This window comes from Luteimonas galliterrae (assembly GCF_023374055.1).
In the GTDB taxonomy this organism is placed as follows: Bacteria; Pseudomonadota; Gammaproteobacteria; order Xanthomonadales; family Xanthomonadaceae; genus Luteimonas_C; species Luteimonas_C galliterrae.
On the sequence record NZ_JAMBEP010000006.1, the window covers coordinates 34,144 to 49,752 of the forward strand.

Below are 15,609 nucleotides of genomic sequence, written 5' to 3' on the forward strand. Positions count from 1 at the left end.
AACAACGCCGCCCGAAGGCGGCGTGGAAGTGTCTCAGAATGGGCCCGTTTGCGGCAGGGCTACTTGAGGTTGTCGAGCATCCAATCGACGGTGGCCTTGACCTGCTCGTCGGTCAGCGCCGGGTTGCCGCCCTTGGCCGGCATCACGCCGCCGTCGGGGCCGGTGTAGCCCTCGATGGCGTGCTTGTAGAGCGTGTCCTTGCCTTGGGCGATGCGTGCCGACCAGGCGCCCTGAGTCATCGTCGGCGCATTGCCGGCGCCGGAGGTGTGGCAGCCCGTGCAAAGGTTGCCGAAGATCACCGAGCCGTCGGTGGTGCCGCCGTAAGCGACCTGCGAGGCGGCCTTGGCTGCGGCTGCGGCGACCGCTGCCGCCTGTGCTGCGGCGCCAGTGGCGCCGGCATAGACCGCGCCGGCCGGGGCGATGCGCGCCTCGGTGCGTTTGGCCGCCTGCGGCGAGACTTCCGGCGGGATCACGCTGTTCAGATGGCTCGCGAACAGGATCAGGCCCAAGGTCACCAGCATCAGGAAGCCGATCACCAGCGAGAATTTCTTCAGAAAATCGAGGTCGTAATTGCGCACGTTCCACCTTTGGCGGCCGCTAATCGAGGCCGTGCATCCGACCAGTATAAATGCCGAGGCCTGCGCGGCGAAGCTCGCCAAGGACTGCGGTGGCTTTTATCTGGGGGTTTGGCGCGCCTGGAGGGATTCGAACCCCCGACCAATGGCTTCGGAAGCCACTACTCTATCCGGCTGAGCTACAGGCGCCGAGCCGCGTATTGTCCATGATCGCGCCGGGCGACGCGAGTCGTTAACCTGTCGCCCGCATGAGCTACGAACGCTACAACCCCTCGATACCCGCGCCGGTACCGCGCTGGCGCGAGCGCCTGGGCCAGTACTGGATCCTGATCCGCGGCGACCGGCCGATCGGCTGGCTGCTGTTGTTGTGGCCCACGTGGTGGGGCTTGTGGCTGGCCGCCGAAGGCGTGCCGCCGCTGTGGACGCTGTTCGTGTTCTCGGCCGGGGTCTGGCTGACCCGCTCGGCCGGCTGCGTGATCAACGATTACGCGGACCGCTGGCTGGACCCGCTGGTCGAGCGCACCAAGGGCCGGCCGCTGGCCACCGGCGCGGTGTCCGGGCGCGAGGCGCTGCTGGTGTTCGCGGTGCTGATGCTGGCGGCGTTCGGCCTGGTCGCCACATTGAATAGGCTGACCATGTACCTGAGTTTCGTCGGCGTCGTGCTGTCGGCGAGTTATCCGTATCTGAAGCGCTACACCTATCTGCCGCAGGTGTATTTGGGGGTGGCGTTCGGCTGGGGCATTCCGATGGCCTTCGCAGCGGTGCGCGGCGAGCTGCCGCCGCTGGCTTGGCTGCTGTACGTGGCCAACATCCTGTGGTCGACGGCGTACGACACCTGGTATGCGATGGTCGATCGCGACGACGACATCCGCGCCGGGTCCAAGTCCACGGCGATCTTGTTCGGCGAATTGGACCTGATCGCGCAGGGCGTGCTGTATGCGTCGTTCTTCGCGGCATTGGCTTTGTGCGGACGCCAAGCGCAGATGGGCTTGTATTTCTGGTCGGCGCTGGGCTTGGCGGCATTGTTGGTCGCGTACGAGTTCGCGATCGCGCGGCACCGCGATCGCGATGCGTGCTTCCGCGCGTTCCTGCACAACCATTGGGTGGGGATGGCGGTGTTCGCGGGCATCGCGCTGGATTACGCATTGCGCTGACGGCACCGCAGATCGTCATCACGGTGAAAGCCGAGATGCCGTTGCCCTGGCTCTGTAGAGCGCGGCTTGCCCCGCTGCTCTTGCCCTTCAAGCCGTGATCCCCGCGAAGGCGGGACTGCGGAGGCCGAAGGCCGGAGCGAACATTTGCGTCAGCAGATGGCCCGGAGGGCGAGCGAAGCGAGTAATCCAGCGCCTTTGCGGTTGCTCTGTGTAGAGCGGAGCTTGCTCCGCTGCCTTGGCTTGGGGGTTCTGGCGACCTGCCGGCCCTTTGGGCCGGGGTTTCGTCCGCTAAAACCGCGGCCGAGTTACTTTCTTTTTGTGAGGCCCAAAAAGAACAGTAACCAAAGAAAAAGGGCCTTTGGAAGGGATCCCGGCGATGGGGCTCCCCCGTGTTCTTGGCCCTTCTCACCGGCTCTCGTGATTCCTCCGTCGCTTCGACATTTAGATCCGAGGCGATCGATCAGAACGCCTACTTAGCGCACATCCGCAAAAGCCACGTCACCCATAGGCTACGAATCAAAATCTAGTACCTGCGTAAGAAGGTCACCCACGACGAAAGCCGGGCCGCTGGCGGACTTTCAGGCGCGACGCATCGCACCGCAGTTCAGGCCCTTTCTTGGGTTACTTTCTTTGGGCCAGCAAAGAAAGTGACCCGGCGCAGCCGGAAGCCTTTGTCCATGGCGCGAGTCGCAGCGCCACTGGCCAGGACGCGGGCCTGGATCCCGGCCTTCGCCGGGATGACGGCTAAGGGCAAAAGCAACATGGGTCCCAGCGTTCGCTGGGATGACGGCTTAAGAGCAACGGCCTAAGAGCGAATGGCCTAACAGCAAGGGCAGCGGAGCAGGCTCCGCTCTACAAAGGCGGAGCAAGACAAGAGCAGCGGAGCAAGCGCCGCTCTACGAAGTCAGGCAAGGCAGAGCAGCAGGGCAAGTTCCGCTCTACAGAGTAGAGCTCTGTTCGATTGCGGCCGGAAGACTGGGCCAAAAAAGGCCGGAATCGGCTCGAGTCCGGGTCCTGGTTTCCCCTCCGGCCGTTCAAGTGTCAGACTCGCCCTGCCCGCGGGGAGCGGGTCCACAACCTCAAAGGGGGCAAGACGATGAAATCGATCGGCGGACTGATGTTGCTGCTCGGCCTGGGATCGTTCGTGCTGCATTACATGAATATGGAGTTCAAGCTGCTGATGTGGGTCGACAACTGGGGTCCGACGGTCGGCACCGCCATCCGGGTCGGTCTGATCGTGGTCGGCGGCCTGCTGTGGTTCGTCGGCAACAAGCGCGAGAAGGCCGCCCCGGCGACCTGATCGTCGTCGCGACGCGATATCGGCGGCCGGTGCCTGCGCACCGGCCGTTTTCGTTGGGGGGGCTTGCGCCGCCCCGGCGCGCGCGCTGCAATCGGTTCCCCGCCCTCCGGAGTACTGCGATGCGCACCTGCCTGCTGCTCGGCCTGCTAGGAACGCTCGCCGCCACCGCCGCGAATGCGCAGACTGCGCCCGCGCCGACCCGCGAACACCTCGCGCCTTCGGGCTGGGAGGATTCCTACCACGACTTCCACTACACGCCGGTGGTGAAGATCGGCGACCGCGTGATCGTGTCCGGCATACCGGCCGGCGGCCCGGGCAAGACCGACGAGGAAAAAATCCGCTGGATGTTCGGTCAGCTCAAGGCGCACCTGGAAAAAGCCGGCGCCGCGCTCGAAGACGTGGTCGAGATCACCAGCTTCCACGTCGCCGCAGGCCACGACGATTTCCGCAAGAAGGTCGAGCCGATGCTCAAGGTGCACCACGAAGTGTTCCGCGACCATTACCCGGCCTGGACCGCGGTCGGCACGACGGCGCTGTTTTCCAAAGGTGCGCCGGTGGAAATGCGCGCCGAAGCGATCATCGGCTCGGGCAAGGCGCCCAAAGCCGACATTCCCAAGCCGGCGCCTGCGAAAGACGAGTGACGCGCGCCGGCGCCGCGGTCCTCAACCTGCCGGCGGCGCCGGCCGGAGCCAGGTGGCCTGCATGGTTTGCAGCAGCCATTTGCCGCCGAGCTTGCGGAAGTGGAACAGCATGCGCATCGCGCGCTGCTCGGCAACACCGTTCACCTTCAGCTCCGCGGTGTCCTTGGCGATGACCGTGGCCTGGTCGCCGTAGACCCGGATCCGCGCTTCTTCGATCTTGTTCGACAGCGGCTCCATGCCGGCCGCCAGCATCTGCGCCCGGGCTTCCGGCGTGTAGAAGCTGAGCACTTCGGCGCGCTCGTCGACGTCGCCGACCGGCGACACTTCCACGTAGTCCGGCGCCAGCAGCGCGTCCAGCGCCTTCAGGTCGAAACGGATTTGGGCGTCAACGACCGCCTGCGCTACCGCGGTCAGTTCTTTCTCGGTCTGCGGATCGGCGGCGCGGGCCGACGAGGCGAAAGCCAGGCCGAGGGCGATGGCGAGCAAGGGCTTCATAAGGACACTCGATAAGTGGGCATGCCAACGATGCAGCGGCCGAGCTGCCGCAGTATCTGCCGAAAGTAGGGGTCTGGGGTTAGGCTTTACGGATGGATCAAGCCACCACGACCCCCCGCCCGCGCCTGCGCGACCACATCCGCGAGAAATTGCCCGAGATCTTCGTCGAGGCGTTCTCGGTGGCGCTGGCGGTGGTGCTCGCGCTGGCGGTGGACAACTGGCGCGACGAACGCACGCTCAACCGGCAGGCGGCGGCGTTGCGGCAGGCGGTGGCGGCGGAAATGCGCAGCAATCTGGAAGAACTGCGGCGGGTGCTGCCGAAGATCGACGCGAACCTGGCCGATGCCGAGCGCGCGGTCAAATCCGAAGACGAGCGCGAGCAGGCGTCCCGACTGGTGGTGACCTCGGCGGTGCTGACCGCGGCCGCGTGGCAGACCACGCAAACATCCAACAATGCGGTGGAGCGACTGCCCGCCGCGTGGCGGATCGAAGTCGCCAAGGCTTACGAACTGCAGGAGCTGTACCAACGCCAGCAACAGTCGGCGATGGACGCGCTGGTGGAATTCACCACGCGGCGCGAAGGCAGTCCCAGCGAAGAAGATCTGATCAAGACCTTGTTCTACCAGGTGCGAATGCAGAAGGCGGGCAATCTGGAATTGACCGGCGCCTACCTGGAATTGCTGGAACTGGAACCGGAACCGCCGTCGCGCTGAGCGCGCCCTTCTTTTTTGTAGGAGCGGCTTTAGCCGCGAGCTTTATCGGGCTGATCATTCCTGGCAAAGAGCTCGCGGCTAAAGCCGCTCCTACAAAAACGGAGGTCAGGGCGTGCGCGCGCACACCCAGGCATCGATACGGGACGCGCCGGCACGCCGCAGCGCCTTGGCCGCGGCGTCGAGCGTGGCGCCGGTGGTCATCACATCGTCGATCAGCGTCACCGATTGCGGCAGCACCGCGCCGCGCGCCACCGCGAAAGCGCCGCGCAGGTTGCGCCGCCGCGCGTCCGCATCCAACCGCGATTGCGGGGGCGTGGCGCGCGACCGGGTCAGGACCCCGTCCAGCATCGGGATGCCGAATGCGCGCGACAACGGCCGTGCCAGCTCCAGCGCCTGGTCGTAACCGCGGCTGCGCAGCCGCGCGCGGTGCAGCGGCAGCGGGATCAGCGCTTCGGAGCGCGGCAAGGCGGCGAAGGCCTCGATCATCAGTTGCGACAACAGCCGGCCGCAGGCCAGATCGGCGTGGAATTTGAGCCGCGGCAGCAACCGGTCGACCGGAAAGCCGTACACCAGCGCCGCATGGCTCTGATGCAGGCCCGGCGGGCGTCGCAGGCAGTCGCCGCAGGCGGCTGCAGCGACAGGCAGGGGCAGGGCGCAACGCAGGCAGGCGCTGCGGTTCCAGGGCAGCGCCGCGGCGCAACTGCGGCACAAATCGCGTCCCTGCGCGCCGGTTTCGCCGCACAGCAGGCAGCGCAGCGGCCATAGCCACTTACCGAGGCCGTCAACGGCGGCGGACAGCGTTCGGTTGACAGCGGCCGGCATGGTTTCCAGACTGCCGAGCCTGCCTTGCCCTGTCCGTCGGAAAACGCCCATGCCTGCCGTCAGCCAACAGCCCCAACCTCTGCCGGCCACGCGCCATGACTGGTCCCGCACCGAACTCGAAGCCCTGTTCGCGTTGCCGTTCACCGAACTGCTGCACCGCGCCGGCAGCGTGCATCGCCAGCATTTCGATCCGGCCGAGGTGCAGGTCAGCACGTTGTTGTCGGTGAAGACCGGCGGCTGCCCGGAGGATTGCGCCTACTGCCCGCAGGCCCAGCGATACCACACCGGCGTCGACGCGACCAAGCTGATGAGCACCGAAGCGGTGCTGGAGAAAGCCAAGCAGGCCAAGGCCGCCGGCGCTTCGCGCTTTTGCATGGGCGCGGCCTGGCGCTCGCCCAAGGACCGCGATATCCCGAAAGTGGCCGCGATGATCCGCGAGGTGAAAGCCCTGGGCCTGGAGACCTGCGCCACGCTGGGCATGCTCAGCGGCAGCCAGGCGCAAGCGCTGAAATCGGCGGGCCTGGACTACTACAACCACAATCTGGACACCGCGCCGGAGTTCTACGGCGAAATCATCCATACCCGCGAATTCCAGGACCGCCTCGACACGCTCGCGCACGTGCGCGACGCCGGCATGAAGACCTGCTGCGGCGGCATCGTCGGCATGGGCGAGTCGCGCGCGCAACGCGCCGGCTTGCTGCAGACCCTGGCCAACCTGCCGGCGCATCCGGATTCGGTGCCGATCAACCGCCTGGTGCAGGTCGAAGGCACGCCGCTGGCCGGCACCGCCGAGCTGGATCCGTTCGAATTCGTTCGCACGATCGCGGTGGCGCGCATCGTCATGCCGCGGTCGATGGTGCGGCTGTCGGCCGGCCGCGAATCGATGAGCGACGAGCTGCAGGCGCTGTGCTTCGCCGCCGGCGCCAACTCGATCTTCTACGGCGAAAAGCTGCTCACCACCGGCAATCCGGATACCGAGCGCGACATGGCGCTGTTCGCGCGCCTGGGCCTGCGTCCGATGCCGGTGATCGAAGAGGCGAACACGGTGCACGCCGACATCGTCGACGCGGCGCAGGCCTGCGCGGCGGCCTGAGCCCTATGACCCGGCCCGACCTGTACGAGCGCATCCGCGATGCGCGCGCGCAACGCGAAGCGCAACAGCGCACGCGCGTGCGCCGCAACGTGACCCGTCGCGACGGCGCGCGTTACGAAGTCGACGGCCGCTGGCTGACCGGTTTCTGCGGCAACGACTACCTGGGCCTGGCGCAGCAGTTCGCCGTGGTCGCCGCCTTGCAGGACGCGGCATCGCGCGACGGCATCGGCAGCACCGCTTCGCACCTGGTCTGCGGCCATCACGCCGCGCACGAAGCGCTCGAACGCGAGATCGCCGACTGGCTCGAATATCCGCGCGGCCTGCTGCTGGGCAGCGGCTTCCTGGCCAACCTCGCGGTGTTGCAGGCGTTCCTGGGCACCGACGACGTTTGCGTGCAGGACCGCCTCAACCACGCCAGCCTGATCGACGCCGCGCGCCTGGCCGACTGCCGTCTGCGCCGCTATCCGCACGCCGATGCCGAAGGCGCGCTGCGCCAGCTGCGCAGCATTCCCGAAGGCGCCGCGATGCTGGCCACCGACGGCGTGTTCAGCATGGACGGCGACATCGCGCCGCTGCGCGCGCTGATGCTAGCGGCGCGCATGCAGCAGGCGCTGGTGTACGTGGACGATGCGCACGGAGTCGGCGTGCTCGGCAACACCGGACGCGGCAGCGTTTCCGCCTGCGGACTCGGCCCGGCCGACGTGCCGCTGCAACTGGTCACGCTGGGCAAAGCGCTGGGCGGCTACGGCGCGGTGCTGGTCGGCGACGAAGGGCTGATCCAGCACTTGTCGGAAGTCGCGCGGCCGTACATCTACAGCACTGCGTTGCCGCCCGCGCAGGCCGCGGCCTCGCTGGCCGCGGTCAAGATCGCGCGGCGCGAAGAATGGCGCCGGGTGAAGCTGCGCGAATCGATCGTGCGCCTGCGCACGTCCGCGGCTGCGCATGGGTTGGAACTGTTGCCGTCGGATACGCCGATCCAGCCCTTCGTCTGCGGCAGCGAGACGCGCGCGCTGGCGTATGCGACCGCGCTCGAAGACGCCGGTTACTGGGTCGCCGCGATCCGCCCGCCGACGGTGCCCGAAGGCGGCGCGCGACTGCGCATCACTTTGTCGGCGTTGCACGGCTCGGCAGAAATCGACGGCCTGATCGACACGCTGTCGCGGGCGCGCGACCGTTTCGGCGACGACAAGGCGAAAGCGGCCGCCCCGGCGGCGACGTGACGCAGGCGTGAGCGAACTCCATATCGAAATCGCCGGCGACGGCCCGGCGCTGGTGCTGATCCACGGTTGGGCGATGCACGGCGGCATCTTCGCGCCGCTGGTCGCGCGCCTACGCGATCGCTATACGCTGCATCTGGTCGACCTGCCCGGCCACGGCTACAGCCATCGCGACGACACGCCGCTGACGCTGGAGGCCTGCGTCGCGGCGATCGCGGCGCGCACGCCGCCGGCGGTCTGGATCGGCTGGTCGATGGGCGGCCTGTTCGCATTGCATGCCGCGGCTACGCTGCCGCAAGTGCGCGGCCTGGCGATGGTCTGCGCCACGCCGCGCTTCGTCGTCGACGGCGGCGCCGATGGCCGGCCCTGGCCGCATGCGGTGTCGCCGGACGTGTTCGCGCAGTTCGCACGCGATCTGGAAACCGACTACCGCAGCACGCTCGACCGCTTCCTGGTGCTCGACACGATCGGCGCCGAGCATGGCCGCGAAGAATTGCGCACGTTGCGGCAGGAATTGTTCTCGCGCTGCGAGCCGGCGCCGCGGATCCTGCAGCAAGGCTTGACGCTGCTCGAGCGCAGCGACCTACGCGACGCGTTGCCGCAGCTGCGCGTGCCGAGCCTGTGGGTTTCGGGACGGCGCGATCGGCTGGTTCCGCCCGCCGGAATGCGCGATGCAGCGGCGATGGCAACGGACAGTACGTATCTCGATATTGCCGGCGGCGGGCATGCGCCCTTTCTCGGTCACGCGGATGCGGTTTCGCAGGCCATCGATGAGTTTGCCTCGCTTCTGAGCCGTCATTCCCGCGAAGGCGGGAATCCAGCGACTTTGAACTCGGATTCAGGCGTGGGAGGAAGAGCGCAAGTCACTGGATTCCCGCCTTCGCGGGAATGACGGCTGAAAAAGCACCAAGGCAATGAACGAAGTTTTCGACACCCGCCAAGTCCGCCGCGCCTTTTCGCGCTCCGCCGGCCGTTACGAAGCCGCCGCGGCGCTGCAGCGCGAGGTTGAATCGCGCCTGCTCGAATCGTTGGATTATCTCGAAGACAACCAGCCGCAAGTCGTTGTCGATCTCGGCTCCGGCCCCGGCCATGCCGCCGCGACGATGCGCAAGCGCTGGCCGCGCGCACGCACGCTGGCGCTCGACATCGCATTGCCGATGCTGCGCCAGGCGCGCAAGCAGGCGGGCTGGTGGCGGCCGTTCGACCGCATCTGCGCCGATGCGCGTGCGTTGCCGCTGGCCGATGCCAGCGTCGACGTGCTGTTCTCGAATCTGTGCGTGCAATGGATCGAAGACCTGCCGGCGCTGTTCGCCGAATGGCGCCGCGTGCTCAAGCCCGGTGCGCGCTTGTTGGTATCCACGTTCGGGCCGGAAACGTTGATCGAACTGCGGGACGCTTTCGCCCGCGCGGATGCGGTGCCGCACGTGAGCCCGTTCGCATCGATCGGCCAGTTCGGCGATGCGATGGTGCGGGCGGGATTCAAGGATCCGGTGCTCGACCGCGACCTGTTCGTCCCCGGCTATCCGGACCTGGCCGCGCTGATGCGCGAGCTGCGCACGCTGGGGGCGACCAATGCGCTGCGTACGCGGCGCCACACGCTGACCGGCCGCGCCCGTTTCGCCGCCGCCGCGGGCGCCTACGAAGCCGAACGCCGCGCCGACGGCCTGCTGCCCGCCACTTGGGAAGTGATCTACGCGCAGGCCTGGGCGCCGCCGCCGGGCGCGCCGATCCGCGAAGCCGGCTACGACGTGGCGGCCGTGCCAGTGGACCGGATCCCGATACGGCGGCGTTAAGAACGCCTTTGCACTCGCGTCCAGCCGTCGCTCCCGAACATTTTCGCTTGTCATCCCGAACGCAGTGAGGGATCTGCTTCACGCGGAGCAGATCACTCACTGCGTTCGGGATGACAGATATGGCTATCGGGATGACAAACCTGGTGTTCGGGATGGCCATGGCGAAGAATGCATATGGCCGGCGGTTCACGAATCCCGGTTTAGTCTTCCCAGTCGCGCACATCGTGCGAGGAAGCCAGTAATGTCCAAGTCAAGCGTCCTGATCGCATCGCTAACGTTGATCGTCCTCGGCGCCGCACCGGCCGCCGCCGCTCAGCGCTACAGCGCCGACGATATCCAGCAAGCACTGTCGGGCATCGATATCGACGCGCTGATCGGCGAGGCAGGCGGCGTGCTCATGCGCGCGCCGGACAGCGCGATCGACGGCCTGTTCCAGGCCGTACACGCCTCCTCGCAGGTGCCGAAAGAAGCCGACACGATGTGCGGCCTGCTCGAACCCGACGCCGACCGCAGCCTCGAAGCGATCGGCCGCGCCGCGCAAAGGCTCGGGCCGGACAGCCGCCAGAAATTCGCCACTGCCGTCGCCGAAATCGCGACCACCGGCTTACAGAATCCCCCGCAACCTTATGACGAAGTCGCAGCGCGGCAAGTGCTGAAATCCGCCGGCGTGACCGCGATGCTGCTGCACGACGGGTTCCTGCTCGGCCTGAACAGCACCGGCAGCGATCGCGCCAGCCGCGACGCGCGCTGCCGCTCGATGCGCTGGATGCTGGACGCGCTGCAGGACGTGCCGCAGGCGCAACGCGCATCGGCGACGCGGCTGCTGCTCAACGAAGGACTCACTTTGCTGGCGCAGACGCGTTGAGCGGCTCCACCCGGAAGATGACGCGCTGCTGGTAAGGCGTGCCGAGCGCGATCGCGCGATAGCCGTGGGCGGCGATGCGGCGCCGCAGTTCCGGCCAGTAATCCTGCTTGCAGACCCAGACCAGGTCGGTTTCGGCTTCGGCCAGTTCGACCGCGAGCGGTTCGTCGTATTCGGGGTTGAAGCGCGGTTCCCGCCGCGGATCCTGCGAAATCTTTTCGATTTCGGTGTCCACGCCCATGTGCAGGTGCAGGCCGTAGCGGGCCATGTCCTCGACGAATACGACTTCGCGCACCTCGCCGGGCGCGCGCTGCCGGATCGCATCGGCCCACTGCGCGGCGTTCTTGTGGGTGGGCCACCAGGCCGATGCCAGCTGCAGCCCGAGCAGCAGCGCCACCCACAGCGCCAGCCAGCGCCATCGCGGCGGCGGCCGCCCTTCGCGTTCGCGCTGCAGCGCCGCCAGCAGGGCCAGCGGCACGAACAAGGGCAGGAGGTAGAGCGGCAGACGCGACCGCGAAACGCAGAACACCAGCAGCGGCAACAGCAGCCACAACGTCAGGAACAGCTGCGGCGCTTCGGCCTGGCGGGCTCGCGCATCCCGCCACCAGCGCGCCACCGCGGCGGGGACGCCGCGCGATCCGCGCAGCAATGCGCCGGTCCAGGGCAGGGTGCCGATCAGCAAGGTCGGCACGTACACCTGCAGCCAGCCGTACCATTCGCCGTGGCGGCCGAATTCGTTGGTGGTGACCCGGTTCACCACTTCGTCGCCGATGAAGTATTCGAACAAGCCGGGATTGCCGTGGATCACCGCGACATACCACGGTAATGCGAGCAGCGCGAACAACAGCACGCCGGAGATCCGGAACACACGATGGGTCGCGCGCTCGGGCATCGCCTGGTCGAAGGCCAGCACCACCAGCAACGGCAGCAGTCCGGGCGGGCCTTTGGTCAGGAACGCCAGCGCGAAGGCCGCCCACATCAGCGAGATCCAGCGCTTGGGCCGGCGCCGGTCGCCGAACCGCGCTTCAACGAAAGCCCAGACCGCGAGCGTCTCGCACGCAGCCAGCACGTAATCGGTGGTGATCAGCTGCGACGCGCCGACGGGGAACAGCATGGTCGCGTAGATCAGGGCGGCGACGTATTCGGACCCGGGTACCAGGCGCCGGCCGATGCGCCACGCCAACCACACGCAGAACAGATAGGACAGCGCCGCGGGCAGCCGCGCCGCCCACGGATTGCTGCCGAACACCGCCACGCTGCTCGCGATCAGCCAGTAGGTGAGCGGAGGCTTGGTCCAGTGGCCGACCTCGTCGTTGCGGCGCGGATTGAGCCAGTCGCCGCTGTGCAGCATGTTGAGGGCGACGTTGGTGTAGCGGCCTTCGTCGGGATCCCAGATGCCGCGCACGCCCAGAAACCCCAGGGCGAGCAACACCGCGAGCAGCGCGACGCAGAACCCGGGCGATCGGAACAGTGCGCGCATCGTCGCGTTCGGAAGGGAAGGCGGCGCAGCTTAGTCGGTGCGCCCTCAGTATTTCGTTATCCCGCTCACCGCTGGGCGAAGCGTTTAGACACGGATCAAATCCGAAAAACGGATAAACCCTAAAGTTGGCCTTTGTCCGCCTTATTTCTGATGTGATCCGTGTCCGAGCCTTGCTTTGGGGATCAGGACACTTGCGCCAGCCATTCCTGCAGGTTGTAGTAGTTGCTGATGCGGGCGATGCGGCCGTTGCGGATCTCGAAGAAGGCCCCGCCCGGCAGTTGGTATTTCTGGCCGCGCGCCTTGGGCAAGCCGGCATCGTCGGCCAGGTATTCGCCGTCGACCACGTATTCGGCGGCGGCGCGTTGGCCGTCGGGCGAACTCATCACCACGATGTCGCTGAGTTTCTCGCGATAGCTCGTCGCCATGCGTTGCAGGAAGGCCGCGAACTGGGCGCGGCCGGTTTCGCGCGGGCCTTGGTTGAGATCGTGCACCACGTACTCGTCCAGGCATTCGAGCATGGCGGTCCAATCGCCGCGGTTGAAAGCCGCGTAGTAGGCCAAGACCAACTCGGTCGCGCGGTCGTTGCGGCGCGTGCCATCGATTTTCATCGCCATCCTCGGAGGCCGCCATGGCCGGCCGGAATGATACTGGTTTTGAGGCGCGGCACAGGAGAAGCGAGGAACGGGAGGCACCCGTTCCCCGTTCCCATCCTCAGATCTGCACCATCGCGCGTTGCCGCTGGCGCAGCAGGCTCAGCGACAGCATCGCCGCCAGCAGCACGGTGGTGACGGCGAAGACGCCCATGCCCAGGTTGGCCACGCTGAGTCCGCCGGCGACGACGCCGTCGCCCGCGCCGTTGGGCACGAAGCTGGCCGCCTGCATGCCGGTGTAGTGCATGCCGCACACCGCCACGCCCATCACCAGCGCGCTGCCCAGCATCTGCAGCCGGCCGCGCAGGTTGAACGCCAGCCACAACGCCACGATCGACGCGACGATCGCGATCGCTCCGGAAGCCCCCACCAAGGCCATGTTGTAATGCGTATCGGCCGGCATCAGCATCGCCGCCATCCCGGTGTAGTGCATGCCGGTGACGCCCAGGCCCATGAACACGCCGGCGGCGACCAGTTTGCTCCAACCGAACACGCCGGTGCCGGCGATCGCCAGTCCGGCCATGCACGAGGCCATTCCGATCACGGCCGAGAGCGCGGTCAGCGCGAGGTCGTACGACACCGCGATGTCCATCTTGCAGGCGAGCATCGCGATGAAGTGCATCGCCCAGATCGCCCCTCCGCCCATCGCCGCGCCGGCGGCGACGATCGCCCCTCGGCGCTGCGATGCGCTCTGCGCGGCCGGGATCGCGATCGCCAATTGCAGGGCGGTGAAAGAACCCAGTACGGAAACCAGATAGGAAAGGACGACCAGCAGCGGGTCGTGCAGGCATTGGATAGCGTGATCGTGCGGCATCGGCGAACTCCCCTTCGCGTTGAGTGGCTGGCTGTTGCGTGGCTGGCTTAAGCGCTGAATTCGAAACTGCAGGCTTCCGCGCCGTTGTTCCGGCAATGGCTCTCGACGATGCGCACGCTGTCGGTGCCCTGCGGCCCGGCCAGCAGTCCGCCGAGCATGCCGCGCAGGAAATGGCAGCATGCCCCGTGCTCGCCGCGGTGGCAGAACGGGCTGTTTTTGACCCGCAATACGTCCTCGTGCATGTCCGCCTGCAGCAATTGGCGCATGGCCGGCAGCGCGATATGCCGCACCGAATCCAGCAGCGGCAGATGGCCGCCGAGCGCGTAGTCGCGCTTGTAGACCCAGGCGCCGACGCGCTGGCCGATGTAGCGCAACGTCGGTTCGCGCTGCGGCGGCGGCAGGTCGTGCTCCAGCGCCATCAGCTGGATGAAGATGTTCGGATAGTTGCGCGCCAGCTGCGGCAGCAGCGTTTCTACGCGCCGCATGTCGACGGCGGTCGCGGCCTGCGCGGCCGCCGTGGGTTTCGCGGCGGCCGCCGGCTTGGCCGCTGCCGGCGCCGCGCCGTTCGTCGCTGCGCCGTCGAGCGGCGACGCTTCGAAACTGTTGACCAGGTGGTGCGTGCCCAGGCGTTCCTCGAGCATCAGCAGGCCGCTGTCCGGGCCGCGCACGATCATGGTGAGCACGACGCCTTCGTCGCTGTTGACCATGCGCTGGCGCAACAGCGTGAATCCGGCGGCGATGACGGTCTGCCCGAGCGCCAGCAGCAAGCCGTCGCGCCGATCCGAGACCACGCGAAATTCGACATCCGCCATCCGCGCCCCCCTCGGCATGCCTGGTCGAAATCAGAGAAAGAAGTAGGGCCGGGCCCCTTTACCCGGCACCGCCGTCACGAACGTGCGGCGGACATCGCCCTCATCCAGCCTGCCAGCGGACGCAATAAAAAAACGTACACGCGATCACAAAACTAAACGGGCTTTTTTGTCCTGTACTTACGCCTAGGGCGAAGCATCAGCGCGCGAACAAGCCCGGCAAAGCATCCAGATCGACATTGCCGCCGGACAGGATCACGCCGACCCGGCGCCCGGCGAAGATTTCGCGATGGCCCAGCACCGCCGCCAGCGCGATCGCCGAAGACGGTTCGATCAACTGCTTGCAGCGCTGCCAGAACAGGCGCATCGCCGCCACGGTGGCGTCGTCGTCGACGGTCACCACCTGCACGCGCAGGCGGCGCAGCAGTGCGAAATTCGGTTCGCCCACCAGCGTGCGCAAGCCGTCGCAAACGGTATCGGGCGTGAATTGCGCGACGCGTTCGCCGCGCCGTAGCGACTCGAACGTGTCGGCCGCGCCGCTGGGTTCGGCGCCGATCGCCCGGCACTGCGGCGCGAAGGCCGCCGCCGCCAGCGCGGTGCCCGAAGACAAACCGCCGCCGCCGACGGGCGCGACCAGCAGGTCCAAGCCATCGACGGTGTTGAGCAATTCCATCGCGGCCGTCCCTTGCCCCGCGATCACCCACGGATTCGTGTACGGATGCACCAGCGTCGCGCCGGTGGCGCTTTGCACTTCGGCGCATTTGGCTTCGCGCGCCGCGGTCGTGGGCGCGCTGGTATGCAGCGTGGCGCCGTAGGCGGCGATCGCCGCGACCTTCGAGCGCAGCGCGCCCTCGGGCACCACCACATGGCAGGCGATGCCGCGCAAACGCGCCGCCAGCGCCAGCGCGGCGCCATGGTTGCCGGAAGAATGCGTGACCACGCCCGCTGCGGCCCGGGCATCGTCCAAGGCGAACACCGCATTGCACGCGCCGCGGAATTTGAATGCGCCGGCGCGCTGCAGGTGTTCGGCCTTGAAATGCAGTTCGCAGCCGGCCAGGGCGTCGATGCCGCGCGAGCGCAGCACCGGCGTGGCATGCGCATAGGGCGCGATGCGGGCGGCGGCGGCGAGGATGTCCTGGGCGCTGGGCGGATCGGCGGGAATCGTCATCCGTTCAGCTTAGCCGATGCCGC

At 67.4% G+C, this 15,609-nt stretch carries 16 protein-coding genes, 1 tRNA gene and 1 pseudogene; 9 read left to right on the forward strand and 9 right to left on the reverse strand.

What is annotated here, in order from left to right:
- Positions 1-59: 59 nt before the first annotated feature.
- Positions 60-578 carry a c-type cytochrome gene (locus tag M2650_RS15790; protein WP_249476121.1) on the reverse strand — a complete coding sequence of 173 codons (519 nt, stop codon included), beginning with the start codon at positions 576-578 and terminating at the stop codon, positions 60-62.
- 109 nt (positions 579-687) lie between these two features.
- Positions 688-764: transfer RNA gene (locus tag M2650_RS15795), tRNA-Arg, on the reverse strand.
- Between the two features lie 59 nt (positions 765-823).
- On the opposite strand from M2650_RS15795, the gene ubiA reads away from it, so the two are divergent.
- From ubiA to M2650_RS15810, 3 genes are all read left to right on the forward strand, one after another.
- Positions 824-1,729, forward strand: a complete 906-nt coding sequence (gene ubiA / locus M2650_RS15800) for a 4-hydroxybenzoate octaprenyltransferase (RefSeq protein WP_249476122.1) — start codon at positions 824-826, stop codon at positions 1,727-1,729.
- 1,096 nt (positions 1,730-2,825) lie between these two features.
- Positions 2,826-3,029 (forward strand): hypothetical protein, encoded by a 204-nt coding sequence (locus M2650_RS15805; RefSeq protein ID WP_249476123.1) that lies wholly within the window; start codon positions 2,826-2,828, stop codon positions 3,027-3,029.
- A gap of 119 nt (positions 3,030-3,148) precedes the next feature.
- Positions 3,149-3,670, forward strand: coding sequence for a Rid family hydrolase (locus tag M2650_RS15810; RefSeq protein WP_249476124.1), 522 nt, complete (start codon positions 3,149-3,151; stop codon positions 3,668-3,670).
- Positions 3,671-3,691: 21 nt separating this feature from the next.
- On the opposite strand, the gene M2650_RS15815 is transcribed toward M2650_RS15810, so the two are convergent.
- Positions 3,692-4,165, reverse strand: a complete 474-nt coding sequence (locus M2650_RS15815) for a nuclear transport factor 2 family protein (protein WP_249476125.1) — start codon at positions 4,163-4,165, stop codon at positions 3,692-3,694.
- Between the two features lie 92 nt (positions 4,166-4,257).
- Here M2650_RS15815 and M2650_RS15820 point away from each other — a divergent pair, with 92 nt between their 5' ends.
- Positions 4,258-4,878, forward strand: a complete 621-nt coding sequence (locus M2650_RS15820) for a hypothetical protein (protein ID WP_249476126.1) — start codon at positions 4,258-4,260, stop codon at positions 4,876-4,878.
- Positions 4,879-4,983: 105 nt separating this feature from the next.
- Here the strand turns inward: M2650_RS15820 and M2650_RS15825 are convergent, their stop codons facing one another.
- Positions 4,984-5,700: a ComF family protein gene (locus M2650_RS15825; protein ID WP_249476127.1), complete on the reverse strand. Its 717-nt coding sequence runs from the start codon at positions 5,698-5,700 to the stop codon at positions 4,984-4,986.
- Positions 5,701-5,749: 49 nt separating this feature from the next.
- Between M2650_RS15825 and bioB the strand changes: the two genes are divergently transcribed.
- From bioB to M2650_RS15850, 5 genes and pseudogenes are all read left to right on the forward strand, one after another.
- A complete protein-coding gene (gene bioB / locus M2650_RS15830; protein ID WP_249476128.1) occupies positions 5,750-6,793 on the forward strand; it encodes a biotin synthase BioB in 1,044 nt (347 codons plus the stop codon).
- Positions 6,794-6,798: 5 nt separating this feature from the next.
- Entirely contained in the window at positions 6,799-8,013 is a 1,215-nt protein-coding gene (gene bioF / locus M2650_RS15835) for an 8-amino-7-oxononanoate synthase (protein ID WP_249476129.1), read from the forward strand.
- Positions 8,014-8,020: 7 nt separating this feature from the next.
- Positions 8,021-8,794 (forward strand): annotated as a pseudogene (gene bioH, locus M2650_RS15840) (pimeloyl-ACP methyl ester esterase BioH); the annotation flags it as partial.
- 130 nt (positions 8,795-8,924) lie between these two features.
- Positions 8,925-9,803, forward strand: coding sequence for a malonyl-ACP O-methyltransferase BioC (bioC, locus tag M2650_RS15845; RefSeq protein WP_249476131.1), 879 nt, complete (start codon positions 8,925-8,927; stop codon positions 9,801-9,803).
- Between the two features lie 241 nt (positions 9,804-10,044).
- Positions 10,045-10,668 carry an EcsC family protein gene (locus M2650_RS15850; protein ID WP_249476132.1) on the forward strand — a complete coding sequence of 208 codons (624 nt, stop codon included), beginning with the start codon at positions 10,045-10,047 and terminating at the stop codon, positions 10,666-10,668.
- Here M2650_RS15850 and M2650_RS15855 read toward each other — a convergent pair.
- The 5 genes from M2650_RS15855 to M2650_RS15875 all read right to left on the reverse strand — a co-directional run bounded on the left by M2650_RS15855 (position 10,643) and on the right by M2650_RS15875 (position 15,586).
- Positions 10,643-12,145, reverse strand: coding sequence for an ArnT family glycosyltransferase (locus tag M2650_RS15855; protein ID WP_249476133.1), 1,503 nt, complete (start codon positions 12,143-12,145; stop codon positions 10,643-10,645). The two genes, M2650_RS15850 and M2650_RS15855, sit on opposite strands and share 26 nt — an antisense overlap.
- A 182-nt stretch (positions 12,146-12,327) precedes the next feature.
- Entirely contained in the window at positions 12,328-12,753 is a 426-nt protein-coding gene (locus M2650_RS15860) for a ketosteroid isomerase-related protein (RefSeq protein ID WP_249476134.1), read from the reverse strand.
- 103 nt (positions 12,754-12,856) lie between these two features.
- Entirely contained in the window at positions 12,857-13,609 is a 753-nt protein-coding gene (locus M2650_RS15865) for an MHYT domain-containing protein (RefSeq protein ID WP_249476135.1), read from the reverse strand.
- Between the two features lie 47 nt (positions 13,610-13,656).
- Complete coding sequence (locus M2650_RS15870) at positions 13,657-14,421, reverse strand: hypothetical protein (protein ID WP_249476136.1); 765 nt, start codon at positions 14,419-14,421, stop codon at positions 13,657-13,659.
- 196 nt (positions 14,422-14,617) lie between these two features.
- The gene (locus tag M2650_RS15875; protein WP_249476137.1) at positions 14,618-15,586 is read right to left on the reverse strand and encodes a pyridoxal-phosphate dependent enzyme; all 969 of its coding nucleotides are present in this window, start codon (positions 15,584-15,586) and stop codon (positions 14,618-14,620) included.
- Positions 15,587-15,609: the final 23 nt, after the last annotated feature.

Excerpts from the sequence above, each read along its gene's own strand:
- M2650_RS15860 (WP_249476134.1), bottom strand. The coding sequence starts at position 12,753 with ATGAAAATCGATGGCACGCGCCGCAACGACCGCGCGACCGAGTTGGTC.
- M2650_RS15855 (WP_249476133.1), bottom strand. The coding sequence starts at position 12,145 with ATGCGCGCACTGTTCCGATCGCCCGGGTTCTGCGTCGCGCTGCTCGCG.
- M2650_RS15875 (WP_249476137.1), bottom strand. The coding sequence starts at position 15,586 with ATGACGATTCCCGCCGATCCGCCCAGCGCCCAGGACATCCTCGCCGCC.
- bioF (WP_249476129.1), top strand. The coding sequence starts at position 6,799 with ATGACCCGGCCCGACCTGTACGAGCGCATCCGCGATGCGCGCGCGCAA.
- bioC (WP_249476131.1), top strand. The coding sequence starts at position 8,925 with ATGAACGAAGTTTTCGACACCCGCCAAGTCCGCCGCGCCTTTTCGCGC.
- M2650_RS15805 (WP_249476123.1), top strand. The coding sequence starts at position 2,826 with ATGAAATCGATCGGCGGACTGATGTTGCTGCTCGGCCTGGGATCGTTC.
- M2650_RS15865 (WP_249476135.1), bottom strand. The coding sequence starts at position 13,609 with ATGCCGCACGATCACGCTATCCAATGCCTGCACGACCCGCTGCTGGTC.
- ubiA (WP_249476122.1), top strand. The coding sequence starts at position 824 with ATGAGCTACGAACGCTACAACCCCTCGATACCCGCGCCGGTACCGCGC.
- M2650_RS15825 (WP_249476127.1), bottom strand. The coding sequence starts at position 5,700 with ATGCCGGCCGCTGTCAACCGAACGCTGTCCGCCGCCGTTGACGGCCTC.
- M2650_RS15870 (WP_249476136.1), bottom strand. The coding sequence starts at position 14,421 with ATGGCGGATGTCGAATTTCGCGTGGTCTCGGATCGGCGCGACGGCTTG.
- bioB (WP_249476128.1), top strand. The coding sequence starts at position 5,750 with ATGCCTGCCGTCAGCCAACAGCCCCAACCTCTGCCGGCCACGCGCCAT.
- M2650_RS15820 (WP_249476126.1), top strand. The coding sequence starts at position 4,258 with ATGGATCAAGCCACCACGACCCCCCGCCCGCGCCTGCGCGACCACATC.
- M2650_RS15815 (WP_249476125.1), bottom strand. The coding sequence starts at position 4,165 with ATGAAGCCCTTGCTCGCCATCGCCCTCGGCCTGGCTTTCGCCTCGTCG.
- M2650_RS15810 (WP_249476124.1), top strand. The coding sequence starts at position 3,149 with ATGCGCACCTGCCTGCTGCTCGGCCTGCTAGGAACGCTCGCCGCCACC.
- M2650_RS15850 (WP_249476132.1), top strand. The coding sequence starts at position 10,045 with ATGTCCAAGTCAAGCGTCCTGATCGCATCGCTAACGTTGATCGTCCTC.